We start from the raw sequence: 20,205 nt of genomic DNA, 5'->3' as shown, positions 1-20,205 counted from the left end.
CATTCAGAACAGATTTGAGTAGGTGGTATGCTTCACCAATCAACTGCATATCTCCGTATTCAATACCGTTGTGCACCATTTTGACGTAGTGTCCGGCACCATCCGGTCCGATATATGTACAACAAGGATCATCGCCAACTTTGGCGGAGATGGCTGTCAGAATCGGTTCAACCAGCTCGTACGCACTTTCCTGTCCGCCCGGCATAATGGAAGGGCCTTTCAGCGCGCCTTCTTCACCGCCGGATACACCGGTACCGATGAAGCGAATTCCTTTTTCCTCCAGCTCTTTGCTGCGGCGCTGGGTATCAGGGAAGTAGGCGTTTCCTCCGTCAATAATGATGTCGCCCTCATCCAGGTGAGGCAGTAATTGTTCAATGGTTGCATCAGTCGCTTTACCGGCTTGTACCATGATCAAAATTTTGCGCGGGGATTCCAGGGATGCCACGAACTCTTCAATGGAGAACGTGCCTGTGAGGTTTTTGCCTTCAGCTTCTTTCAGAAGATCATTGGTTTTCTCCGGGGAACGGTTAAATACCGACACCGTGAAGCCTCTGCTTTCAATGTTAAGGGCCAAATTTTTGCCCATTACTGCAAGTCCAATGACACCGATCTGTTGTTTTGCCATCTGGGTCCTCCATCCTTTGCTCCAATAATTTTATTGAAATTGACTCTCAACAATACCCCCATTTTAACGGTTTTACGCATGGAAGTGAACCCCGTACCCCTGCTGCGCAACGAGAAAACACCCCAAATATCTGAGGTGTTCATCGTATTTTCATAAATACGGTCTTCGTGCTCAACCTTCGAGCATCAGCATGTGCCCGGACAGACGCTTTAATGTTTCTCGGCAGATGTCTGCTTTCTCTGTATTTTCCATCTGAATGGCAGCGTACAGACGCTCCAGTTCATCATCAATTTCCATCCGCAGGAGCATGAGCCGCTCCTCCCCTTCTCGCGATAGAAACATCTCTTCCATCTCCTCCGCCGTCGGCGCGGGTTCCTTTTGAAAAATGACACGCTGTTTGAATCCGGAAACTTCCACAAGACGTATGACCTCACCAAACAAAATGTTCTCGACCGTCATCTGCTGATCCTTGAAACGTTTAACGACAGCATGCCCGCGTGTATCCCCAATCAGCTTCTCGAGCCATTCTGCCAGCTTGGCGTCCTTAATGATGTAGTCACCTGTCATCTTGTAGTTCCCGCTGCGTGTCTGTTGAAAACGGAGCTTTACCAGCTTGCGCCCGGTGCGGACAGACAGAATAAAAAAGGATTCATCCTCGCTCCAATATAGTGAATACCCTTCACGAATAAGGTCTTTGATCAAATTTTGGATATGCCGACGGTTGAACCGCAGCTCCAGATTGCAATATTCAACTTCATAACTCTTATTCACGGCACTCCCCTCCATTTGTACCGGATGTGCTACCGGTCCTCTTCTTGCAGTGCTTATTTCATTGCTTCTTCCGTATCGGCTTACCCTATTTTATACTTCATTTTATGTAAGGGTACTTGGTTATTTGACTATTTTTCATCGAATCCTGCAGGGGAATCAATGTTTCCGCAGATGCACAGGGGCAAGCCCCCGAATTTCATGATTTAATGGACGCGAAATGGAGGAATACAGATGAATTTCTCGGGGTTTAACGACAACGATTTTGATGTATTTCAAGTTCCAGGGTTGGAACCGCTTATGGAATTGCTGATTGAATTCCCCCCATGTTGTGGCCTGCATATAGCAAAAGGAGTTCCAACACCGGATTCAATCCGGTATAGGAACTCCTTTTTATGTTCATTTGGCAGGTGCTGTGCGATACGGTCTTCGCGATAACACAAAATGAACAACCGCAAGCCCGGCCATAACAACAGCACTTCCGATAAATGGAGCGGGGTGGCTGATGTGGTCCCACAACAACCCCGAAACGATAGGACCCACTACCATGCCGGACCCCTGAAGGGTGAGGAAAAATCCCCAGATGGCCCCTCGCTCCCCCTTCGGTATGAGCGTAGCCACGAACGTATTCCAGGCAGGTAAAATCATGGCATAACTAACCCCTACCATCATAACGATGCCGAAAACAATCGGAATGGATGTAATGGACGAAAAGGCAAACAGACTTGCAGAGGCCAGTAAAAAGCCCATATGCAAAAATATCGAAGTACCGAATCGATCCACCATTTTCCCCACTGGAAGCAGGGCAATGACCGTTATTCCGCCGCCAGCGATTAACAGCAGACTATACAGGTTTGGCGAAATATGAAGGTCTGTTCGGGTATACAACGTAATAACCGGACTGAGGAGGCCTATAACAAAGGACTGCATAAACAGGGCAGGGTACACCAGCGGATTGACATTAAGCGTGCTCCGCACCCGCTGCAGGGTCCCCTGCACACTGTTTTTGAGCCTGATTAACGGTGTAAGCAGATGGGGCTTCGGCGGGTATTTAACCGCTTTTCCGGTCGTTTCCCCTACTCTATGCTGTTGTTCTTCCACCACCACCCGTCCTGGTAAAATCATGGCGACCAAAATAACAAGGACAGCACAGCCAAGAAGGACAAGAAATACGGTACGATAATCGTGGTCGGTACGCTCAAGCAGCCAGTTCATGCCGATCGGTCCAAGTCCCGTTCCACCCAGAGCGGCCATTTCCAGCGCCCCCATGGCTGTTCCGTTTTTGTTTTGAGGTCCGGACAAGGCAGTCACACCCGTCATGGCACAGGGCCAGAGCGGTGATGTCCCCACACCAAGAATCAGACAGGCCAGAGCCAGTCCAAATGCACTTTTGAAAAAAATAATCATGAGTACCGCAATTAATGTACAGACCAGGGCCGTCACCATCGTTGCACGAAAACCGATGCGTTCTGCCGCCCAGCCGGATGGTGCTCTGAACAGATTGTCCCCCAGGTATTGAAGGGCAAAGGCTACACCAATCACCCCTGCGGACAATCCCAAAATATTATCCATATACACTGGCAGGACGGCCACCAGTAGTGCTCCTTTAATCACTTCAACCAAGAAAAGTGTTAGCCACATCGCGATGAAAAATGGTGATCGCAAAATTTTGACTGGTTTGATGTCTGTCTGCATTTCTTATTCCCCTTTCGGTGTTCACCGGCCCATCTCCTATCCATACTGTAACCGTCAGGGATACGCCCAAATCTTAGCAATTTGAAAATTTGTCAAGCCTACCGCTTGCATTCGGTTCCTAATTTGCTATACTCATCTTTGTTTGACATTTTATCAGGAAAGGTTGTGACAGCACTGATGGATCACCGCCGTACGCCGCTGTTTACCGCTTTAAAAAACCACGCGGCACTCAATCCGGTGCAATTTCATATCCCGGGACATAAAAAAGGATTGGGAACGGATACCGAATTTCGTGAATTTATCGGCGATAACGCCCTCTCCATAGATTTGATCAACATCGCTCCGCTGGATGACCTTCATCAGCCAACCGGTGTCATTGAGGAAGCGCAGATTCTGGCGGCCGATGCATTCGGAGCCGATCATACCTATTTTAGTGTGCAAGGCACAAGCAGTGCAATCATGACTATGATTCTGTCGGTATGCGAACCGGGTGACAAAATTATTGTGCCCCGCAACGTTCATAAATCGGTCATGTCTGCCATTATTTTCTCAGGAGCGAAGCCTGTATTCGTATCTCCCGCACAGGATGCCAACCTCGGTATCGATCACGGCGTGACTACAGGTGCTGTACGACGTGCGCTTGAGCGTCATCCGGACGCCAAGGCATTGCTGGTCATTAATCCAACGTACTTCGGTGTATGTACAGACCTAAAAGAGATTGTTGAACTCGCACATAGCTACCAGGTTCCTGTACTTGTGGATGAAGCACATGGCGTACTCATTCATTTCCATGAGGAACTGCCGTTGTCTGCAATGGCGGCCGGAGCGGATATGGCTGCAACAAGTGTGCACAAACTCGGCGGTTCCATGACACAGAGTTCCGTGCTGAATCTGAACACCAAAAACGGATTCGTGAATCCGCAGCGTGTACAGACCATTCTCAGTATGCTGACTTCAACGTCCACTTCGTATATCTTGCTTGCTTCACTTGATACGTCAAGACGCAATCTGGCGCTGCACGGTCACGAAATGGCGCAAAAGGCGATTGATCTGGCCCAATTCGCGAGACGTACCATTAACGACATTGACGGATTGTACTGCTTCGGCAAAGAGCTGCTCGGTACGGAGGCAACCTTTAACTATGATCCAACCAAAGTAACCATTCATGTCCGTCATCTCGGCATCACAGGCTATGAGACCGAGAACTGGTTGCGTGAACATTACAATATTGAGGTCGAGCTCAGTGATATGTATAATATTCTGTGCCTGATCACTCCTGGCGATACGGATGAATCGGTGGACATCTTGCTGAACGCACTGCAGGATCTGTCCCGTACGTATTATCAGGTTAACCCTGCACATGAACTTGTGGTTAAGGTTCCTGACGTTCCACAATTGATGCTCACGCCGCGTGATGCATTCTACGGGGATACGGAGGTCATTCCTTTCAAGGAATCTGCAGGACGTATCATCTCTGAATTCATCTACGTATACCCGCCTGGAATTCCGATTCTGCTGCCGGGTGAGGTTATTACGCAAGAAAATATTGATTACATTATCGACCATGTAGAGGTTGGATTGCCTGTAAAAGGCCCTGAAGACCGCAGTGTTACCAATGTCAAAGTCATTGTGGAAGCAGATGCGATTTTCTAGGGGATTACTCTAATGATCCTACCCCATGGGTAATGATATCGAAGGGACCAAGCTCTGGCTTGGCCCTTTTTTGTTACTTTTTTAGAGCGTGAAAACAAACAAAAGACCCCTTGAGATCAAGGAGCCCCGTTGTTCTATTGCATAAGAAAAATTACTCTTGTCCTGCGACGAGCTCGTTGTATGCCGCTTCAACGCGGTTCCACTCGGCTTCGTCTTCAATATTGTAGAGCACCATTTCCTCGTCTTCTTCTTCCATACGCAGAATGATGCCGTCAGCTTCAGGATTGTTACGTTCCAGCAGGAGCGCATAAACATGGTTTTCCACGTCAAACGTCTCCACCAAAACCATCTCCACGTCATTTCCGTTCTCGTCTGTCAGAGTCAGAAGAACTTCTTCATGCTCGTGGTCGTGGTCATGATCGTGACCGCAGCCGCAGGCATCGCCGTGTTCATGTGTGTGATCGCTCATTGATATACCTCGCTTTGTAAATAGAAATTGTGTAACCTTGCATATCGTAACATGTTCGCAAGGCTAGGTCAATTTACTCAGCAACGTTATTTTTCGCCTCATTCGTTTAGTGCGGTAATGATTTTCTCTGCCACCAGAACGTAGTTGCTGTTTGCATTTTCTTTAATATGAAAACCAACCTGGTATTTGCCAGCACGACTGAAATCATACGTAAAATCGTAAGTCCGGAACCAGAAATTATCTTTCTGGGTTTTGAGCTCCTGGGATTGAATATCCTTCACCTGGCCACTCGGATTGGTAATTGTCACCTTCACTGCAGCCACATCCGTTGTTAAGCTGTCCACTTGAGAAAACACATTGAATTTCAATTTGCCAACGTTCACGTTGCCAAATACGGTGTCTCCCTTAAACAGAAAAATATGTACATTCGGCTTAATCACCGTTACTCTCTTGTTGATGTTATCCCATTTGGCGATCCCCCCCGCTTCTCTCACGGGTACATAGGTCGTTCCATCAATCAGGTAACCTCCGTCAGCTGCTTCCTTGCCGTTAAAGAGCACCCGAACCTTTTCGTTTACGGAATCCGCAAACAATAAAGACCCGCCGAGCAAGGAGAATACCGTGACACACAGCAATATTCTTTTCCATTTCATTCCGTCAATATTCCCTCCCCTGCTGCAAGCTGTTGTACATTTATACTGCAGGTTCAACTACAAAGTTGCGCTGTTTTTCATCATTTTTCATTTTTTATCCAGAAAATATCCCATCCCTTGGAACAATCAAAAAGAGGCCCCTCTCCTTCGAGAACGCCTCTGTAGTATGGTTATTGTAAATGTAACCTTATACGAATTCTTTCAGGGAAACTTTAGCCTGAAAAGAGACTAGGAAGTCGTGTGTCGAGTTAGGATGCAAGGAACGCCTTTCCCTACGGCTCCTGCCGTCCGCATGCGTGCAGCGTATTCCATGCCTCGTGTACAGGGTGTCTTGCACCGCTCGCACACATCTGAAGTGACCAATTTCATGGACACACGGAGTTTGTCACTCTTCAACGCTGATGCTTTTTTACCTTTTGCCTTTGCCATCCCGGATTCCCCATTTCCGCAAGTGCTTACTGATGTAGTGCATCATATGGGGATTCGCCCGGTTTGGTGTCAATGCCGAACGACTATTCTTGGGAAATCGTTAGATAAAACCACCGTTTACACGCAATGTCTGTCCGGTGACCCACTGCGATTCAGGGCTGACAAGAAAAGAGATGACACTTGCAATGTCCTCCGGTTCGCCCAAGCGACCAAATGCATTCATCTTACGCAGCCCTTCCAGCTGCTGCTCTGTCTTGCCAGCGGCAAACAGTTCCGTATTCACCGGACCAGGTGCCACTGCATTAATGGTAATCTGTTTGGAGCCGAATTCCTTCGCGAGCTGACGGGTAAATTGCTCCACTGCACCCTTGGTACCTGCGTACACGCTATATCCGGGAAACATCTGGCCAATTACGGAGGTGGAAAAGTTCACGATTCGTCCGGAGCTCTCCATGATTTTCAGGGCTTGTTGACAGGCAAAGAATGTTCCCTTTACATTAATTGCAAATTGCTGGTCAAACTCCTCCTCGGTAACGTCCGCCAAAGGTGTTGTTTTCATCACTCCAGCGTTGTTGATCAGAATATCCACTTTGCCCAGCTGCTTCACCGTTTCCGCGAATAAGTGCTCCACATGATTTTTTTGTGCCAGATCTGCGTGGATCGTGATCGCTCGGACACCCTTTTGCCGAATTAGTCCTGCCACTTCTTCTGCCTTGTCTGGACTGCTCGCATAGTTGATGACGACATCTGCGCCAAGATCGGCGAGCTGCAGTGCTATAGCCCGTCCAATTCCCCGTGATGAACCAGTGACGATGGCAACTTTACCTGATAAATTTGTCATGAGATTACTTCCTCCCTGAATTCAGATGAAATACACCTTGCTCAATCAGCAACCAAACCTGCTCGAATTCCTCATCGATGGTCTCACGATGCCATTCATACGCATGTGCGGGATGATGAAAGCGAGCAGTTGCGTGTAAAATTCCTGCAGCGTCCTTGTTCGGGTTCGGGAAACGAAGCTGCTGGTCCTGCTGTATAATCTCGGTGAGATGCTGTGTTAACTGCTCCACATGTCTGTATATGAGTTCTGCCGATTCCTGTGTAACCTTGGCATACATATCAAATAACTCTGTGTCTGATTCTGCATAGTGCCGTTTAAGATGAATTAAGGTTTCGATATATTTTTTGAGATGTTGTATTCCTTCTCCAGCATCGGTCTGCATGCTTACGACCTTCGCAAGTGGAGCGATAATCTCATCTTCCAACCACTGTGCCGTTACCCCTTCGAGTAATTCCTTCTTGCTGGCATAATGCCTGTAAATGGTTCCATGGCTGACTCCGAGCAATTTGGCTACATCTGTAACGGAGGTTTTGGCAGCACCAAACCGCCTGATGGTTTCCTGCGTGGCTGTAATAATCTGCTCTTTGGTTAGAAATTCAGAAATTTTATCTTTGGTCATATTCCTTAAGATGGTTAAGACGAACCATCCACTAGTCACCTCCATCGTAAAGTTAGATTAACACAGATTTTTACAAATGACAAATATTGATTTTTGTCATTTGTCATTATAATAATATGTACTTTTTTCACACAGCAAAAAAGAGCCCCAGCAACGGACTCTTCATCTCATCCTCTATTTATTCAGAAAACATACTTGAACAGTAAGAATAGGACAACCAGAATTCCTCCAAGAATCAGCCAGTTGCTGATTTCCCACCAGATGCCTTTACCTCCACCAGATATAAGCTGTTGTTCGCGCTCTTGGTGACGCTGGCTGTGTGTTTCTGTCTCTGAGGCATGCGGTGGTTTGCTAAAATCCATCATATACATTCCCCTTTCCAGCAGGATTTCCCGCCTTCAAGTTCCATTATAACCCAGAATTGAGTTAAAGAATGAATGATTCTCCTCATCGTGGATGGTGTCATCTATTCAGTTGATAACTCATTCTCTGTAACCCACTTGTGATTTTTCACCGGATCTCCTTCAGTTGTCGGCGTGTAATCCACCATATACACTGTTGTCTGTTCAGCGGAATCAATGGTACCGGTTGCCCCTTTCATACCGGACATATGGTCGGCTTCCAATACAACTTCTTCACCAACTTTATAGGGCTCTTTGTTGTGCTCCTTTATTTCCTCGTGGATCACCCACTTGTGATTCTTCACAGGCTCTCCCCCCGTTGTCGGTGTATACGTAACAGCATAAGCGGTCGTTTCGTAGGCTCCAACAATCGTGGCGGTTTCCCCTTTCATACCGGACATGTGGTCGGCACTCATGATAACCTGGCTGCCAACCGGATATGTAGGATCCACCTTTTCCATAAGCCCTTGTGGCAGCTCTCCTGAATCCGAATGGTGCATTTCTCCTGTAGCATGACTGTTATTGCTGTCTCCGCTGCCATTACTGCTATTCTGTTCCGTATTTTTACCGCAACCACTTACCATCAGACTTCCCGTGATCAGTAGAGATACCATCATCATTACGTACTTTTTCATGTCAACTCTCCTTTGAAATACGAATCTAGATATCTTATAATATACCCCACGTGGGTATATTTCAACCTTTAATCTCCCAAAGTTTATCCTTAGACCCCCATAATAAAAAACACCTTCAACTCTGTCCTATTCCCTTTTTACAATGGCAATAGGACAGACATTTGAAGGTGTTCTTAGTTCGTATTGATTGTTACGCCATCTCCAGAGTTACATTTACATTGCCTCTGATTCCTTTGGAGTATGGGCAATAGTCATGAGCAAGTTTGACAAATTTCTGTGCGGTCTCTTCATCCAAACCCTCGATTTTTACTTCCAGCTCGACTTCCAACTTCACTCCGTTGTCCGAAGGATCTGTAACAAGCATCACCGTTGCAGATACGGTACTTCGCTCAATCTCCACATTATGTTTCTTCAATTGAAACTCCAAAGCAGAGTTAAAGCATGCACTGTATCCTGCTGCAAACAGCTGCTCCGGATTCGTAGCCGTAGTCACTTTACCGCCAAGCTCCGGTGGTGCAGCTACATCCAGCATAAATACGTTATCTGGTGATTGCACAATCCCTTGACGTCCACCTGTATTGATTACTGTCGTTTCATATAGAGTTTTCATTGTCATTTCTCCTCTTTATCATTGAATTTTATTTGATAAAATAATCTCATTTACTTATTGTTTACAATTTGATTGTATACAATTTAATTGCGTTTGTAAACAATTATTTTGTTATAAAAAAAGAAGCCGCCATTTTGGCGACTTCAACACTTTGTTTTCTTAGTTTATTACATCTGAGTTTGATCCAAGTTTTTAGCGAATCTTCAAAACAAACAAGAAAAAAGCCCTTGCTACGCAAGGACTTTTCGTTATGATCTGTAGTGGGCTCGAACCACTGACCCCTACCCTGTCAAGATAGTGCTCTCCCAGCTGAGCTAACAGATCATGATAACCTATTCTGTTCGAATGAAGTAACAGTATCATACCAAGTAAACGCGTACAATGTCAATGGTTTATTGGTTATATTTTGTGGAGATTGGAGCACACTAAAGGAACGATTACCATTTTATTAAAGAGGTGACTCCCATGCCACACACAAATTCCCATAAATCCCGGCCCCATAGCAAAAAATTAGGCTTCATACTTTCCCTTACCATCCTTATTCTCGTGATCTCCGGCTGCAGTCTGGAACGAGATGAACATACCGTGCAATTCCAACAACTACAGCAATCGAATGTAACGGATGATCTGCCTGTTTGGCTCGATGTCTACTCGAAATCTGTCCATGAAGAGGTTTATTCGCCCCAGGGAAACAGTGAACTTTTGCCCTGACACTCTTGCATGTTCTCACTCATCCTCATCCCACTTTCTGGAGTAGGCTTTCTTGGTTACGTAATATAATAAAGCGATCATTCCGGCAGACATCAAGAGTGTAATGGTCATAATTCCTGCCACGCCCATCCTCTTCTCCCCTCTCCCAATATGTTCCAGACTCAACTATACAGGAAAAGCGATTTTTTGTATAATGCAGTCTGATATGTCGCTCAAGAGCAGAAAGAAGGAATGGAATTGGCAGCGGAAATTAGTTATGTAACGACAGATGAACAGCTCCAGCAAGCATTGGGCATCCGCCATGACGTTTTTGTCATCGAGCAGCAGGTGCCTGCCGAGATTGAAATCGATCAATTTGATGTCATCAGTCCTGATGTACATCATGTTTTATTAAGTACGAACGGACAGGCTGTTGCTACAGGACGACTTATCTATTACAGCAAGGATACGGCCAAAATGCAGCGAATCGCTGTGCTTCAATCCCATCGTTCATTCGGTTATGGACGTGTACTCCTGCTAGCCATGGAAGAGCGGGCACGCGAGCTTGGCTTGACTTACTCTGTACTGGATGCACAATGTCAGGCCCAGAAATTCTATGAGAAGCTCGGATATGAAGTGATCTCGGAGGAACCTTTTTATGATGCCGACATTCTGCATGTACGCATGAGAAAGAGCCTGTAAAACCTTATCCTTCGATGAATCTACGTGTTTACAAGTGTTCTACGATGTCATGCATACTTTTCTTCGATTCGGACAGGCTAAAGGGGAACTCAAAATTCTCATTTCCTCAGATAAGGAGTGTGACATGATGAATCAGACGACACGTGAGAGCTTCACAGCAGTACAAAAAAATGGTGACGGTGATCTGACTGGCTTCCAAACCTCATCTGGACGCATACTGGATTATCAACAAGCGCTTGCAGAAGTACAGGCAGGAGCCATAGCGGGTGTAAATGTGTTTAAAGGCAAGGACGGGGAAATGCACATTCGCGGTGATGCGGACGGCGACCCGACCAACAATCTGGATCAACTCCCCACTTTCTGAATATATGAACGATGTGTAATAACGAAACAAACGCCAGTCCGGCATCCCGGATTGGCGTTTTTATTTCGCAATAAAGTTTCCCTAGTATTCCAAAAAATATTTAACGGCATCTCCGGCAGGTTGACTCTTACGAATCGGCTGCGGATCCTGTTCCCATGCCTGCAAGATTTGTATTCCTTCCAGCGTGGACTTATTCGTCCAGTTAATATGCTGTCTGCGCTCCAGTTCAAGCAATGATTCGTGAATGAGAGCCCGGCTTCGCCCCGTCTTGTTCTCCAGCTCATCCATTCGGGGCATACGTCGTCGCTGCCCGGCATAATTAACGATAATCCGTAAAATCTTCCGTTCAAAATCGTTTAACATATGCCCGCCTCCCCGTCCTTATGAAGGATAGGACGCCATGCCAGAATACCTTGCTCCAGAAAAGTCCGGGGTGATCCATCTGCTCCTGCGGACGCTCTGATTCTCCCACCTCGCACACTGTTAATTCGAATCTGACGCTGCGTAATATGTCCTGCACGATCCATGTACACGAGCTCCACCATCTGGCCAATATATTTTCCCAGCATAATCATCCCTCCAATAAGAACGTTTGTTTGTATTACCTATTATATGCGAACATAAGTTCTTTATTCAATAACTAAAAAAAGGATTTTATACAGCAAAAAACCAGGCTTGTCCCTGCAATCAGAGATGCCTGGCTTTTTATATTTTTTAGTGTCGATCCGATTCACTGAACTGCACCTTTTTTAACTGCTGCGTAGACGGATTAAAATCTACATTGACATACACCGCAAACTCTTTGCCATCCTTGCCCCGCACCCATAACTTAAACTGCTCCCGGGATTGATTGGCTGTCAGCGATGTACGTCCAATATGCTTGTAGTCCAGTATGTCTACATTATACTTCGTTTGCGTTTCTTTTACCGCGATGATTCCCCACTTCGCATAATCCGGAATGGGAGCCGCTGAACTGGTGGCTAGTCCCGAAAAACCCAGCATAATCGTCATCAGTGTAACGATAAGTAATCTCATATCAATCACTCCTTGGGGCTTGTTTCCGTTAGCCTGCCCAGGGGAGGATTATTTTACACGATCAGTCGAATGATTAATGATACAGGTTGCTGCACCCAGCGAATAATCTGAAGGATTGTTTGATGCCGATCCAGGGGAGGATTGAAGCTTATTCCCCAGTCACCTGACAATAAATGATTCGTAGGGTCCGGATTGGACGGTGTATCCAGCCCATACTTTTTCTCCAAGGCTTCCCTCGTTTCTTGATCCACTTCGACTTGATGATGAACATAAGCAGAGACATGCTCTACATGAAGAAGTAAAAGTATACCTATAGTAAATACAGCAATAAGCCAACGTTTGAGCAATTCTTGTCCTCCTTTTCATTACCCTTAGCCAAAATCCCCATGACTCTGATTGTAACCCTAATCCATCCCCATTGGAAACTAGATCCTGAATCGGATATATACGTCTTTAGCCCCAAATATGCTATATGCGGTTTGATTCTCCCATTCTATGTGTAATAGGCCTTGATAGACTGAAGGATGATCTGAACACCCATTTCGAGGAGGTTATATGTAAATGTTCAAACGAATGGATGAAATCTTGATTGAAATTCCTAATGTCGAGAAGCCCGATCCCAATGCAGCTGCATCCATACAGGAACTGCTAGGCGGCAAATTCGGAGAGATGTCAACGTTGAACAATTACCTCTACCAGTCGTTTAATTTTCGCTCCAAGGAAAAATTGAAGCCCTTCTACGACCTCGTCATGAGTATTACAGCCGAAGAATTGGGTCACGTGGAGCTGGTATCTCACGGGATAAACCAATGTCTCAGAGGTTCAACCGTCTACAAGGAACCCGATGATACACCACTTGGTTCCGTGAAGGATGCACGTCTATCCTATCATTACCTGGCGGGGGCCCAAGGCGCCATGCCTTTTGATTCTATGGGCAACCCGTGGACCGGTGCAAATGTGTTCAACAGTGGTAATCTGGTCGAGGATCTGCTGCATAACTTTTTCCTCGAATGCGGCGCACGTACACATAAAATGAAAGTATACGAAATGACGGACCACCCTGCTGCCCGGGAAGTGGTTGGGTTCCTGCTTGTACGCGGCGGCGTACACGTTGTTGCCTACGCCAAAGCGCTGGAAATTGCAACAGGCGTGAACGTAACCAAGCTGGTTCCTATTCCTTCATTGGACAACAAGGCGTTCACCGAGACCCGAAAATATGAAGAAAAAGGCGTACACACCAAGCTGTACACGTATAGCGATAAAGACTTTAATGCCATCAGCCAAATCTGGAAAGGAACACACCCTGAAGATGGACAACCACTTGAAGTCATTCAAGGTGTTCCAGAAGGCTTTCCGATTCCAGAAGCCCCAGCGGTGGAAGAAGAATTCGCCCCAGGCATTTCACATGAGGACTTCGCGGAAATTGCACGTCGTCTGAAAATGGCGGGAAATATTGTTGATTGATAAAGCATGATCATTGATCATGTCATAATAATTAAAGCCCTCGTTTGCTAGATAAGCAGATCTGAGGGCTTTTGTTTTTTATGCTTCATTCACTTTTTTTGTTCTTGCACCGATTCCACTGGCTCCACATCCTGAACTTCGAGTTCAATCTGCGCCTGATTATCATCCGTTGACATGGCATCCCTCATGCGAACCGTCCAGATTCCTTTATCGGCATGGAACTCAACGTTTTCAATGACCGGCAAACTTATCTCCTTACCATCGGATAAATAAATTCCGCCGCGAATTGCGTCCGCCTCACTGATCTTCGCGCCAGCGGGAGTTGCCGCAGCATACTCTGCAATGGACTCTGCACGACCTGGATAAGGCTCAACCTCCGGACTTCCATCCGTCCAGACTTCAACATACGTACCAATCTGAGAATCAGGTACATTGGAGAACCATTTTTCCGGATAGTACCTACTGGTTTCTCCGTTCGTTCCGATGTCCTTATGTTCTGGATCCACAACAAGGATGGAATTCTCTTTGCGATCCACCACATAGCCGGTAAACCCTTTCTCTCTTGGAGCATCTGTTCGTGGCGGTTGTTCCCCTTGCTTCTGAACCTGTTGGGAACACCCTGTAAGAATTAAGATGATGAGCAGCATAAGAACGATATTACGACTGGCCACTTCCATTCCCCCTCTATTGACAACATGCGGTGCAACCTATTTCTCTTCAAATAGACGACTTTCCACTACCCGATGTTGCAAAAGAAGAGCATGATTATCGATCAATTTCTTTGGGATCTTTTGTACGCATACCTTCCCCAAATGATCAACCCCGCACAACACAGCAGAACACAGTAACCCCAGGCAAAAAGCATGGCAATTCCCAGCCCGATATTGGCATCCAGCCGTTCATCGGTTAACTCGGTATAAAAAGCAAAGCCCAAGGGCACCGCCCCCACGATAAATAATACAGCCATCAAACCGCCCCAGCGTCTGAACACCGGCTTTTGATGTGATTGCGACAGTTTTTTAATGCCCCGATACAGGATGACCAGAAGCAAAATGAATATCAGCCACGTGCCAAGAATTTGCGCCATCTTGTCCGCCTCCTTCGAATATAATCCCAACTTATCATGTAGAAAAATCATTTCCTGCTTATCCATTATATTTCGCCCTTCTCCGGTACATTAATCACATCCATATCAATTAAAACAAAAACGCCTTCACCCGGCCCTATGCGAGCCAAATGAAAACGTTCTGTTACCATGTAAATTGCTCTATCTGGTTCTGCTCAAGAGATAGAGGAAGTATGGCGCACCGAGGATCGCAACCAGAATTCCCGCCGGAATCTCGGAAGGCTGCAGAATGACACGGCCCAGCGTATCCGCAATGAGAACAAGAAGAGCACCGACCAAAGCAGAAGCAGGCAAAAGAAACTGATGTTTCGGACCTACAAGGCGTCTGGCCAGATGCGGTCCGATGAGACCTACAAAACCAATCCCGCCACTGACTGATACGCAGGACCCGGCAAGACCTACGGCAGCGGCAAGCAGGATGAGTCTTTCACGATTAACCGATGCACCAAGTCCACTGGCGGTCTGGTCCCCAAGGTTCAGGACATTCAGCACACGCGCCTTATATAGAACGACCGGAATAAGAATGATTAGAAATGGAAGCAATGCCGTTACGAACTTCCAGTTGGATCCCCAGATGCTGCCTGCCATCCATGTCGCCACAAACTGATACTTCTCCGGACTGAGCCGAAGTGTAAGCACAATCATAGCAGAGCTGATTCCGGCAGCCACCCCAATTCCTGTCAGAAGCATACGGGTAGGCATGATGCCCTCTCCCTTTTTATATGAAAGGACATAGATGAGAAAGGCAGCAAAACTGGATCCAATCAAGGCTAGAATCGGCAGCAGAAATACAGGGGCCGCCGTTGTTGTAGGAAAAAAGGATACAAATAGCATTACGACGAGCCCCGCGCCTGCATTGATCCCAAGTATCCCCGGGTCCGCCAGTGCGTTACGGGACACGCCTTGCAAAATACATCCGGACAAGGCTAGACCGGCACCAACCATAATTGAAATTACGATCCGGGGCAAACGGAACTCAAACAGGATCAGCTCCTGCTTCGGTGTTCCCCCGCCGAATATCGTACGCAGCACCTCAAAAGGGCTCAGCTTCGTGAACCCCGTGTTCATGCTGATCATAAATGCTGCAATAATCAATGCACCAAGTACAATCATGACAACGGTGCTTTTCGTTCTCTTTTTGCGCTCAGCACCAGTGAGAGTTGAGGATCCCATAATTATAGAGACCTCCTTTCTTTACGGGCCAGATAGAGGAAGAACGGTACCCCGATCAAGGCAACCAGAGCACCGATTGGTGTCTCGTATGGCGGATTGATCATCCGTGCAGCCAGATCGGCAAACACCAGCAGCAAGCTGCCCATAACAGCGGAACATGGAATGATCCAGCGATAATCAACCCCAACGATCTTACGTGTAAGGTGGGGGATAATAAGTCCAACGAAACCTACAGCACCGACCACGGATACGGCTGTACCTGCAAGAATAAGCACAACGATAAGACCAACTAGCTTAATCAAGCCGGTACGTTGTCCCAGTCCGACGGCAATCTCTTCACCGAGACTAAGAAGCGTGATAGAACGAGATATAATCAAGCCTACAATGAGTGCAGCCAGGACCCAGGGGAACATGACCTCCAGTTGAGACCATTTTGTACCGGCAACACCGCCTGCTGTCCAGAAGGCCAGATCCTGTCCAATTTTGAAATACAATGCGATCCCTTCACTCAGTGCGGACAACATGGCGGATACCGCTGCTCCCGCCAACACCAGTCTAAGAGGCGTAAGGCCCGACCGGGACGCTGCTCCGAATCCATATACAAGCAGTACGCCAAGCCCTGCCCCCATAAAGGAATACATAATGATATACATGTACGGCATGCCAGGGAAAAAAGCGAAACACACAGCCAGGGCAAATCCCGCCCCGGAATTGAGCCCAAGCAAGCCCGAATCTGCGAGTGGATTGCGGGTCATCCCCTGCATGATTGCACCAGCTACAGCGAAGCAGGCACCAACCATCGCCCCACCAAGAATACGCGGCAATCGAATTTCCCAGATGATCTGATGCGGGGTAAGATCCGGGTTGAAGTTAAAGATGGCTTGCCAGACTACACCGAGTTTAATATCTGCGGCACCAAAAGAAATGGACAAAGCCATACCCAGGGCGAGCAGTACGAGACCACCAGTCAGGATCAACGTAGCAGCCCAGGGACGAGTATGTATTTTGGCTGTCGGAGATTCCGCATTATGACTTGCCGATGAAGCCTTCGAACTCATATGTGCCCACCCTTGTTATGAGTGGAGTAGACCAATCCTATGTACATAACAATCACCTCTCTGTTATTGCCGTTCTTTTAATGATATTGATTCTCATTCCCATACATCATTGTATGTCAACAATCTCTCGCTGGCAATGGACAAATGGGACAAGTTTTTTTGCATTAAGCATTTTTTAGATCCAAAAAAGCTGCACCGAGCATAAGGGCTCAGGTGCAGCTTGTTCTTTTGATGTTAACGGCTATGTACTCCAGTCAATGCGGCCAGTACATCGGGAACATCCGTAATGATCGCCTCCACACCCATCTGGATCAATGCTTGCATCTCTACAGGATCGTTTACGGTAAACGGATGTGTCGAAATTCCCTGAGCCTGGGCAGCAGCTACTTCCTCCTGTGTTACAGCCAGCTTATATGGATGCAGTGCCGAGGCCTCCAGTTTGGCTGCATAGTCATAAGGACGATAAAGTTTTTCCATGTATAGAAGTGCTGTCCGAATCTCGGGAGCAATACGTTTGCACTTCACCAACGATGCATGATTGAAACTGGAAAGGATCACTCGCTGTTCCAAATCCCAATTTCGAATGGCTTGCACGATCTTTTCCTCCATGCCCTTGTAACCAACAATTCCATTTTTCAGTTCCAGATTAAGCAGAATCCTTTTTCCCTGGACGAGACCAAACAGCTCTTCCAGTGAAGGGATGCGCTCTTGGGCAAAATCGGCATGGAACCAGCTACCTGCGTCAAGTGTGCGCAATTGCTCGTATGTTGTATCCTTAACCCAGCCGGATGCACCTGCAGTCCGGTTCAATGTCTCATCATGAATCAATACCAATCTGCCATCACTGGACATCTGAACATCTGTCTCAATACCCGTGGCTCCGAGCTGCAGACAACGTTCGAACGCAGCCATTGTATTCTCGGGGCAGACGGCGGAAGCTCCCCTATGCGCAATAATTTCAATCGCCATTCCTCAGCACCTCCTGTATTCGCACATCAACTCTAGCAATTCCACTATACGACCGGTTTGTCATAACCGTATTAACAGAACGTTTAATGCGTGTTCGATTCCATATTGGACGAAGATGGTTTGGGGAAGATGTCCATTCAGATTGGGGATTCACTCATTTTTGCGAACTCAATCTGCAAATCGACATAACATAGTATGAGCGATAGAAGTTCCGTACCCCGCCATAAGGAGGTTGACTATTGAAGCCCTTAAGGAACAAGACCCTTCCCCCGCGATCTCGCATTTCCCAGTCACAGTCGGCTTCCAGGCATTCCAGTCCCTCTGTGCACATCAAAAACCAGTCTAGCAAAAAAACAGCGTCGAATCAGCGGAACACGAATTATATCTCTTCCAGAACCTTGGATCAGCTGGCTGTTGTCGCTGCCATTCTCTCCTTGATCGCAGCTGCCATAGGGCTATATATCGCCTGGAAATCACTGAGTATACCAGACGAGACCGCTGTTGTGGTATAGACCAGTGCAAGTTGTAGAACAGCTCTGCATGCCAGACGGTTGACTCTGCTCCTAATTGTCATGCGGGAGCAGGGTTTGTTTATTTTAAGTTCTAACCATTTCCTCGCTGGAAAAACAAAAAAACCGTTCCCCTGAAACGCCGACAGCTGCCGGCGTTTCTTCGGAAAGGCTTATTCCTCATTCGGTGCGCTTCAGTTAGAGCCTTCCCATCCGGGAATGGCTGACCGAATTACAGAATGAAGGTGCGGGAGATGATAACCAGCAGAATGAACAGTACCAGAATCGCGCCTGTAGATGTCCATGCTCCGCCGCCGAAGCCTCCGTATCCATACCCGTAATCTGTGCCTTTGATTTCGCTCATGAGTGACACTCCCCTCTTAAGAAAGTACACTATAGACTATGTCTCAGGCCGCAATTTGCTTGGGCAGAACGGAAAGTTTTCCGCAGATGCCGGTGGTCACCCCCTATCTTATAGATTACTTTTGTTCATTAAGCTGAGTCCATTTCTGTGTCAACTGTGCGGGAACGTAAGCCGACATCTTCGCAAGCAGTTCGGCCGGTTCGGATTCAAGGCTCCACAGGCTGAGATGGGAAGTATTCGAAAATCCTTCATGGACACTATGCTCCACCAGTTTCATCAAAGGTTCGTAATATCCGTTTACATTCAATAAACCAACTGGTTTGCGATGAATACCGATTTGAGCCCAGCACAGCACTTCGAACAATTCCTCAAAGGTGCCCATTCCACCAGGAAGGGCGATAAATCCATCCGATAGTTCCGCCATCGTTGACTTCCGCTCGTGCATTGTCCCTACTTCAATCAGCTGTGTAAGGCCTCCATGCACAATTTCTCCACGAAACAATCCGGTTGGCATAACGCCAATGACCTCTCCGCCATTCTCCAGAGCTGCATCAGCCACCGCACCCATTAATCCCATGCACGACCCGCCATATACGAGGGAGAATCCGTTATCTGCAATTTGCTTGCCCAAGTTAATTGCCTGCTGTGTATAGTCCGGATGATTTCCGGGGTTGGAACCTGCAAAAACACATATACGTTTCAAAGGGCTTCACTCCTTCTTGTTGTCTATCTCATTAGTATATAACAAGAATGTCATTGCTATGTTACCCCTTCGTATGGTCTGGAGACAAAAAAAACCTGACCGTTTGCAGCCGGCCAGGTTCCCATGTTATTACACATCATTTAGAAGGGGTTGTTACATTTAATATAAAGGCCAAAGATTAAATCTATATGATCTTTACATGAAATGAATATTAAATATACAAGCCATTTTAGCGTATGCCCCGTCTGGAACGCACTACAAACATATGCTTGTCCTTGCGAAGCAGCCGTCCATCTGCAAGCTCGACCTGATCTTCATCATGGCGAAGAATCGTCGTGGACAGGGCTACAATTTTGGCACGCCGCCATATCATGACCTGTGACTTGAAATAGATCGCATTGTCAAATTGAATGGCCTTTTTCATCACATATCCGACCTTATGCACCTCAGAACGTGCTTTCTTCAAGGGAAGGCTCTCTTCGGGCAGAGGTCTGATCATTGCGATATTGTCGAACGACACCTTGATCCGCTTCGGTCCGATTCGTACACAATCCGCTTCTTCATCCCACTCTACCAGGGTCCCTTTCAATGGCTCCCGTATTCCCGTTGCCCGATATACTGCTACTTTTCGTCCAACCCAATGCCGCAAT

27 protein-coding genes and 1 tRNA gene are annotated in these 20,205 nt (G+C 46.9%); 5 read left to right on the top strand and 23 right to left on the bottom strand.

Annotated elements, in window-relative coordinates; translation table 11 throughout:
- The 3 genes from CHI14_RS18510 to CHI14_RS18500 form a co-directional block, all read right to left on the bottom strand.
- On the bottom strand, positions 1 to 625 hold a 625-nt coding region (locus CHI14_RS18510; RefSeq protein ID WP_170948182.1), incomplete at its 3' end, for an NAD(P)-binding domain-containing protein.
- Between the two features lie 171 nt (positions 626 to 796).
- Positions 797 to 1,396 carry a hypothetical protein gene (locus tag CHI14_RS18505; RefSeq protein ID WP_095290095.1) on the bottom strand — a complete coding sequence of 200 codons (600 nt, stop codon included), beginning with the start codon at positions 1,394 to 1,396 and terminating at the stop codon, positions 797 to 799.
- Between the two features lie 396 nt (positions 1,397 to 1,792).
- On the bottom strand, positions 1,793 to 3,088 hold the full coding sequence (locus CHI14_RS18500) for an MFS transporter (protein WP_095290093.1): 1,296 nt from the start codon (positions 3,086 to 3,088) through the stop codon (positions 1,793 to 1,795).
- Between the two features lie 177 nt (positions 3,089 to 3,265).
- On the opposite strand from CHI14_RS18500, the gene CHI14_RS18495 reads away from it, so the two are divergent.
- Positions 3,266 to 4,741 carry an aminotransferase class I/II-fold pyridoxal phosphate-dependent enzyme gene (locus CHI14_RS18495; RefSeq protein WP_095290184.1) on the top strand — a complete coding sequence of 492 codons (1,476 nt, stop codon included), beginning with the start codon at positions 3,266 to 3,268 and terminating at the stop codon, positions 4,739 to 4,741.
- A gap of 151 nt (positions 4,742 to 4,892) precedes the next feature.
- On the opposite strand, the gene CHI14_RS18490 is transcribed toward CHI14_RS18495, so the two are convergent.
- The 8 genes from CHI14_RS18490 to CHI14_RS18450 all read right to left on the bottom strand — a co-directional run bounded on the left by CHI14_RS18490 (position 4,893) and on the right by CHI14_RS18450 (position 9,722).
- Positions 4,893 to 5,210, bottom strand: coding sequence for a DUF1292 domain-containing protein (locus CHI14_RS18490; RefSeq protein ID WP_095290091.1), 318 nt, complete (start codon positions 5,208 to 5,210; stop codon positions 4,893 to 4,895).
- Between the two features lie 98 nt (positions 5,211 to 5,308).
- Positions 5,309 to 5,863 (bottom strand): copper amine oxidase, encoded by a 555-nt coding sequence (locus CHI14_RS18485; RefSeq protein ID WP_095290090.1) that lies wholly within the window; start codon positions 5,861 to 5,863, stop codon positions 5,309 to 5,311.
- A gap of 529 nt (positions 5,864 to 6,392) precedes the next feature.
- Positions 6,393 to 7,133, bottom strand: a complete 741-nt coding sequence (locus CHI14_RS18475) for an SDR family oxidoreductase (RefSeq protein WP_095290087.1) — start codon at positions 7,131 to 7,133, stop codon at positions 6,393 to 6,395.
- A gap of 4 nt (positions 7,134 to 7,137) precedes the next feature.
- Positions 7,138 to 7,752: a TetR/AcrR family transcriptional regulator gene (locus CHI14_RS18470; RefSeq protein ID WP_095290085.1), complete on the bottom strand. Its 615-nt coding sequence runs from the start codon at positions 7,750 to 7,752 to the stop codon at positions 7,138 to 7,140.
- A gap of 182 nt (positions 7,753 to 7,934) precedes the next feature.
- Positions 7,935 to 8,114, bottom strand: a complete 180-nt coding sequence (locus tag CHI14_RS18465; RefSeq protein WP_141236703.1) for a hypothetical protein — start codon at positions 8,112 to 8,114, stop codon at positions 7,935 to 7,937.
- A gap of 104 nt (positions 8,115 to 8,218) precedes the next feature.
- Positions 8,219 to 8,788 carry a YdhK family protein gene (locus CHI14_RS18460; protein WP_095290082.1) on the bottom strand — a complete coding sequence of 190 codons (570 nt, stop codon included), beginning with the start codon at positions 8,786 to 8,788 and terminating at the stop codon, positions 8,219 to 8,221.
- 190 nt (positions 8,789 to 8,978) lie between these two features.
- On the bottom strand, positions 8,979 to 9,398 hold the full coding sequence (locus CHI14_RS18455; RefSeq protein WP_095290080.1) for an organic hydroperoxide resistance protein: 420 nt from the start codon (positions 9,396 to 9,398) through the stop codon (positions 8,979 to 8,981).
- 251 nt (positions 9,399 to 9,649) lie between these two features.
- A tRNA-Val gene (locus CHI14_RS18450) sits at positions 9,650 to 9,722 on the bottom strand.
- Positions 9,723 to 10,346: 624 nt separating this feature from the next.
- Here CHI14_RS18450 and CHI14_RS18440 point away from each other — a divergent pair.
- The gene (locus CHI14_RS18440) at positions 10,347 to 10,790 is read left to right on the top strand and encodes a GNAT family N-acetyltransferase (RefSeq protein WP_095290183.1); all 444 of its coding nucleotides are present in this window, start codon (positions 10,347 to 10,349) and stop codon (positions 10,788 to 10,790) included.
- A 127-nt stretch (positions 10,791 to 10,917) separates the two neighbouring features.
- On the top strand, positions 10,918 to 11,154 hold the full coding sequence (locus CHI14_RS18435) for a DUF3892 domain-containing protein (RefSeq protein ID WP_095290077.1): 237 nt from the start codon (positions 10,918 to 10,920) through the stop codon (positions 11,152 to 11,154).
- 81 nt (positions 11,155 to 11,235) lie between these two features.
- Here the strand turns inward: CHI14_RS18435 and CHI14_RS18430 are convergent, their stop codons facing one another.
- The 4 genes from CHI14_RS18430 to CHI14_RS18415 all read right to left on the bottom strand — a co-directional run bounded on the left by CHI14_RS18430 (position 11,236) and on the right by CHI14_RS18415 (position 12,536).
- Positions 11,236 to 11,517 (bottom strand): hypothetical protein, encoded by a 282-nt coding sequence (locus CHI14_RS18430; RefSeq protein WP_183521791.1) that lies wholly within the window; start codon positions 11,515 to 11,517, stop codon positions 11,236 to 11,238.
- A complete protein-coding gene (locus CHI14_RS18425; RefSeq protein ID WP_095290075.1) occupies positions 11,511 to 11,723 on the bottom strand; it encodes a hypothetical protein in 213 nt (70 codons plus the stop codon). The genes CHI14_RS18430 and CHI14_RS18425 overlap by 7 nt, the downstream gene beginning before the upstream one ends.
- Positions 11,724 to 11,868: 145 nt before the next feature.
- Positions 11,869 to 12,189, bottom strand: a complete 321-nt coding sequence (locus tag CHI14_RS18420) for a DUF3889 domain-containing protein (protein ID WP_095290073.1) — start codon at positions 12,187 to 12,189, stop codon at positions 11,869 to 11,871.
- Positions 12,190 to 12,242: 53 nt separating this feature from the next.
- On the bottom strand, positions 12,243 to 12,536 hold the full coding sequence (locus CHI14_RS18415; RefSeq protein ID WP_095290071.1) for a hypothetical protein: 294 nt from the start codon (positions 12,534 to 12,536) through the stop codon (positions 12,243 to 12,245).
- Between the two features lie 214 nt (positions 12,537 to 12,750).
- Here CHI14_RS18415 and CHI14_RS18410 point away from each other — a divergent pair, with 214 nt between their 5' ends.
- On the top strand, positions 12,751 to 13,653 hold the full coding sequence (locus tag CHI14_RS18410; protein ID WP_095290069.1) for a manganese catalase family protein: 903 nt from the start codon (positions 12,751 to 12,753) through the stop codon (positions 13,651 to 13,653).
- An 89-nt stretch (positions 13,654 to 13,742) separates the two neighbouring features.
- Here CHI14_RS18410 and CHI14_RS18405 read toward each other — a convergent pair whose 3' ends face one another.
- The 5 genes from CHI14_RS18405 to CHI14_RS18385 all read right to left on the bottom strand — a co-directional run bounded on the left by CHI14_RS18405 (position 13,743) and on the right by CHI14_RS18385 (position 17,979).
- A complete protein-coding gene (locus tag CHI14_RS18405) occupies positions 13,743 to 14,324 on the bottom strand; it encodes a DUF3221 domain-containing protein (RefSeq protein ID WP_095290067.1) in 582 nt (193 codons plus the stop codon).
- A 101-nt stretch (positions 14,325 to 14,425) separates the two neighbouring features.
- Positions 14,426 to 14,806, bottom strand: coding sequence for a hypothetical protein (locus CHI14_RS18400; RefSeq protein WP_249281160.1), 381 nt, complete (start codon positions 14,804 to 14,806; stop codon positions 14,426 to 14,428).
- 114 nt (positions 14,807 to 14,920) lie between these two features.
- The gene (locus CHI14_RS18395; RefSeq protein ID WP_095290065.1) at positions 14,921 to 15,952 is read right to left on the bottom strand and encodes a FecCD family ABC transporter permease; all 1,032 of its coding nucleotides are present in this window, start codon (positions 15,950 to 15,952) and stop codon (positions 14,921 to 14,923) included.
- Between the two features lie 2 nt (positions 15,953 to 15,954).
- Positions 15,955 to 17,010, bottom strand: coding sequence for a FecCD family ABC transporter permease (locus CHI14_RS18390; protein ID WP_095290063.1), 1,056 nt, complete (start codon positions 17,008 to 17,010; stop codon positions 15,955 to 15,957).
- Positions 17,011 to 17,244: 234 nt separating this feature from the next.
- Positions 17,245 to 17,979: a glycerophosphodiester phosphodiesterase gene (locus CHI14_RS18385; RefSeq protein WP_095290061.1), complete on the bottom strand. Its 735-nt coding sequence runs from the start codon at positions 17,977 to 17,979 to the stop codon at positions 17,245 to 17,247.
- A 239-nt stretch (positions 17,980 to 18,218) separates the two neighbouring features.
- Between CHI14_RS18385 and CHI14_RS18380 the strand changes: the two genes are divergently transcribed.
- Complete coding sequence (locus CHI14_RS18380) at positions 18,219 to 18,491, top strand: hypothetical protein (protein WP_095290060.1); 273 nt, start codon at positions 18,219 to 18,221, stop codon at positions 18,489 to 18,491.
- Between the two features lie 229 nt (positions 18,492 to 18,720).
- Here CHI14_RS18380 and CHI14_RS30325 read toward each other — a convergent pair whose 3' ends face one another.
- The 3 genes from CHI14_RS30325 to CHI14_RS18370 form a co-directional block, all read right to left on the bottom strand.
- Positions 18,721 to 18,852, bottom strand: coding sequence for a YjcZ family sporulation protein (locus tag CHI14_RS30325; RefSeq protein WP_212677006.1), 132 nt, complete (start codon positions 18,850 to 18,852; stop codon positions 18,721 to 18,723).
- A 115-nt stretch (positions 18,853 to 18,967) separates the two neighbouring features.
- Entirely contained in the window at positions 18,968 to 19,555 is a 588-nt protein-coding gene (locus CHI14_RS18375) for an LOG family protein (protein WP_095290058.1), read from the bottom strand.
- Between the two features lie 229 nt (positions 19,556 to 19,784).
- Positions 19,785 to 20,204, bottom strand: coding sequence for a hypothetical protein (locus CHI14_RS18370; RefSeq protein ID WP_095290057.1), 420 nt, complete (start codon positions 20,202 to 20,204; stop codon positions 19,785 to 19,787).
- Position 20,205: the final 1 nt, after the last annotated feature.

The organism is Paenibacillus sp. 7516 (genome assembly GCF_002272715.1).
Lineage (GTDB): Bacteria > Bacillota > Bacilli > Paenibacillales > Paenibacillaceae > Paenibacillus > Paenibacillus illinoisensis_A.
Note: the sequence above shows the minus strand (reverse complement) of the source record. Positions and strands in the feature narration are given on the sequence as shown.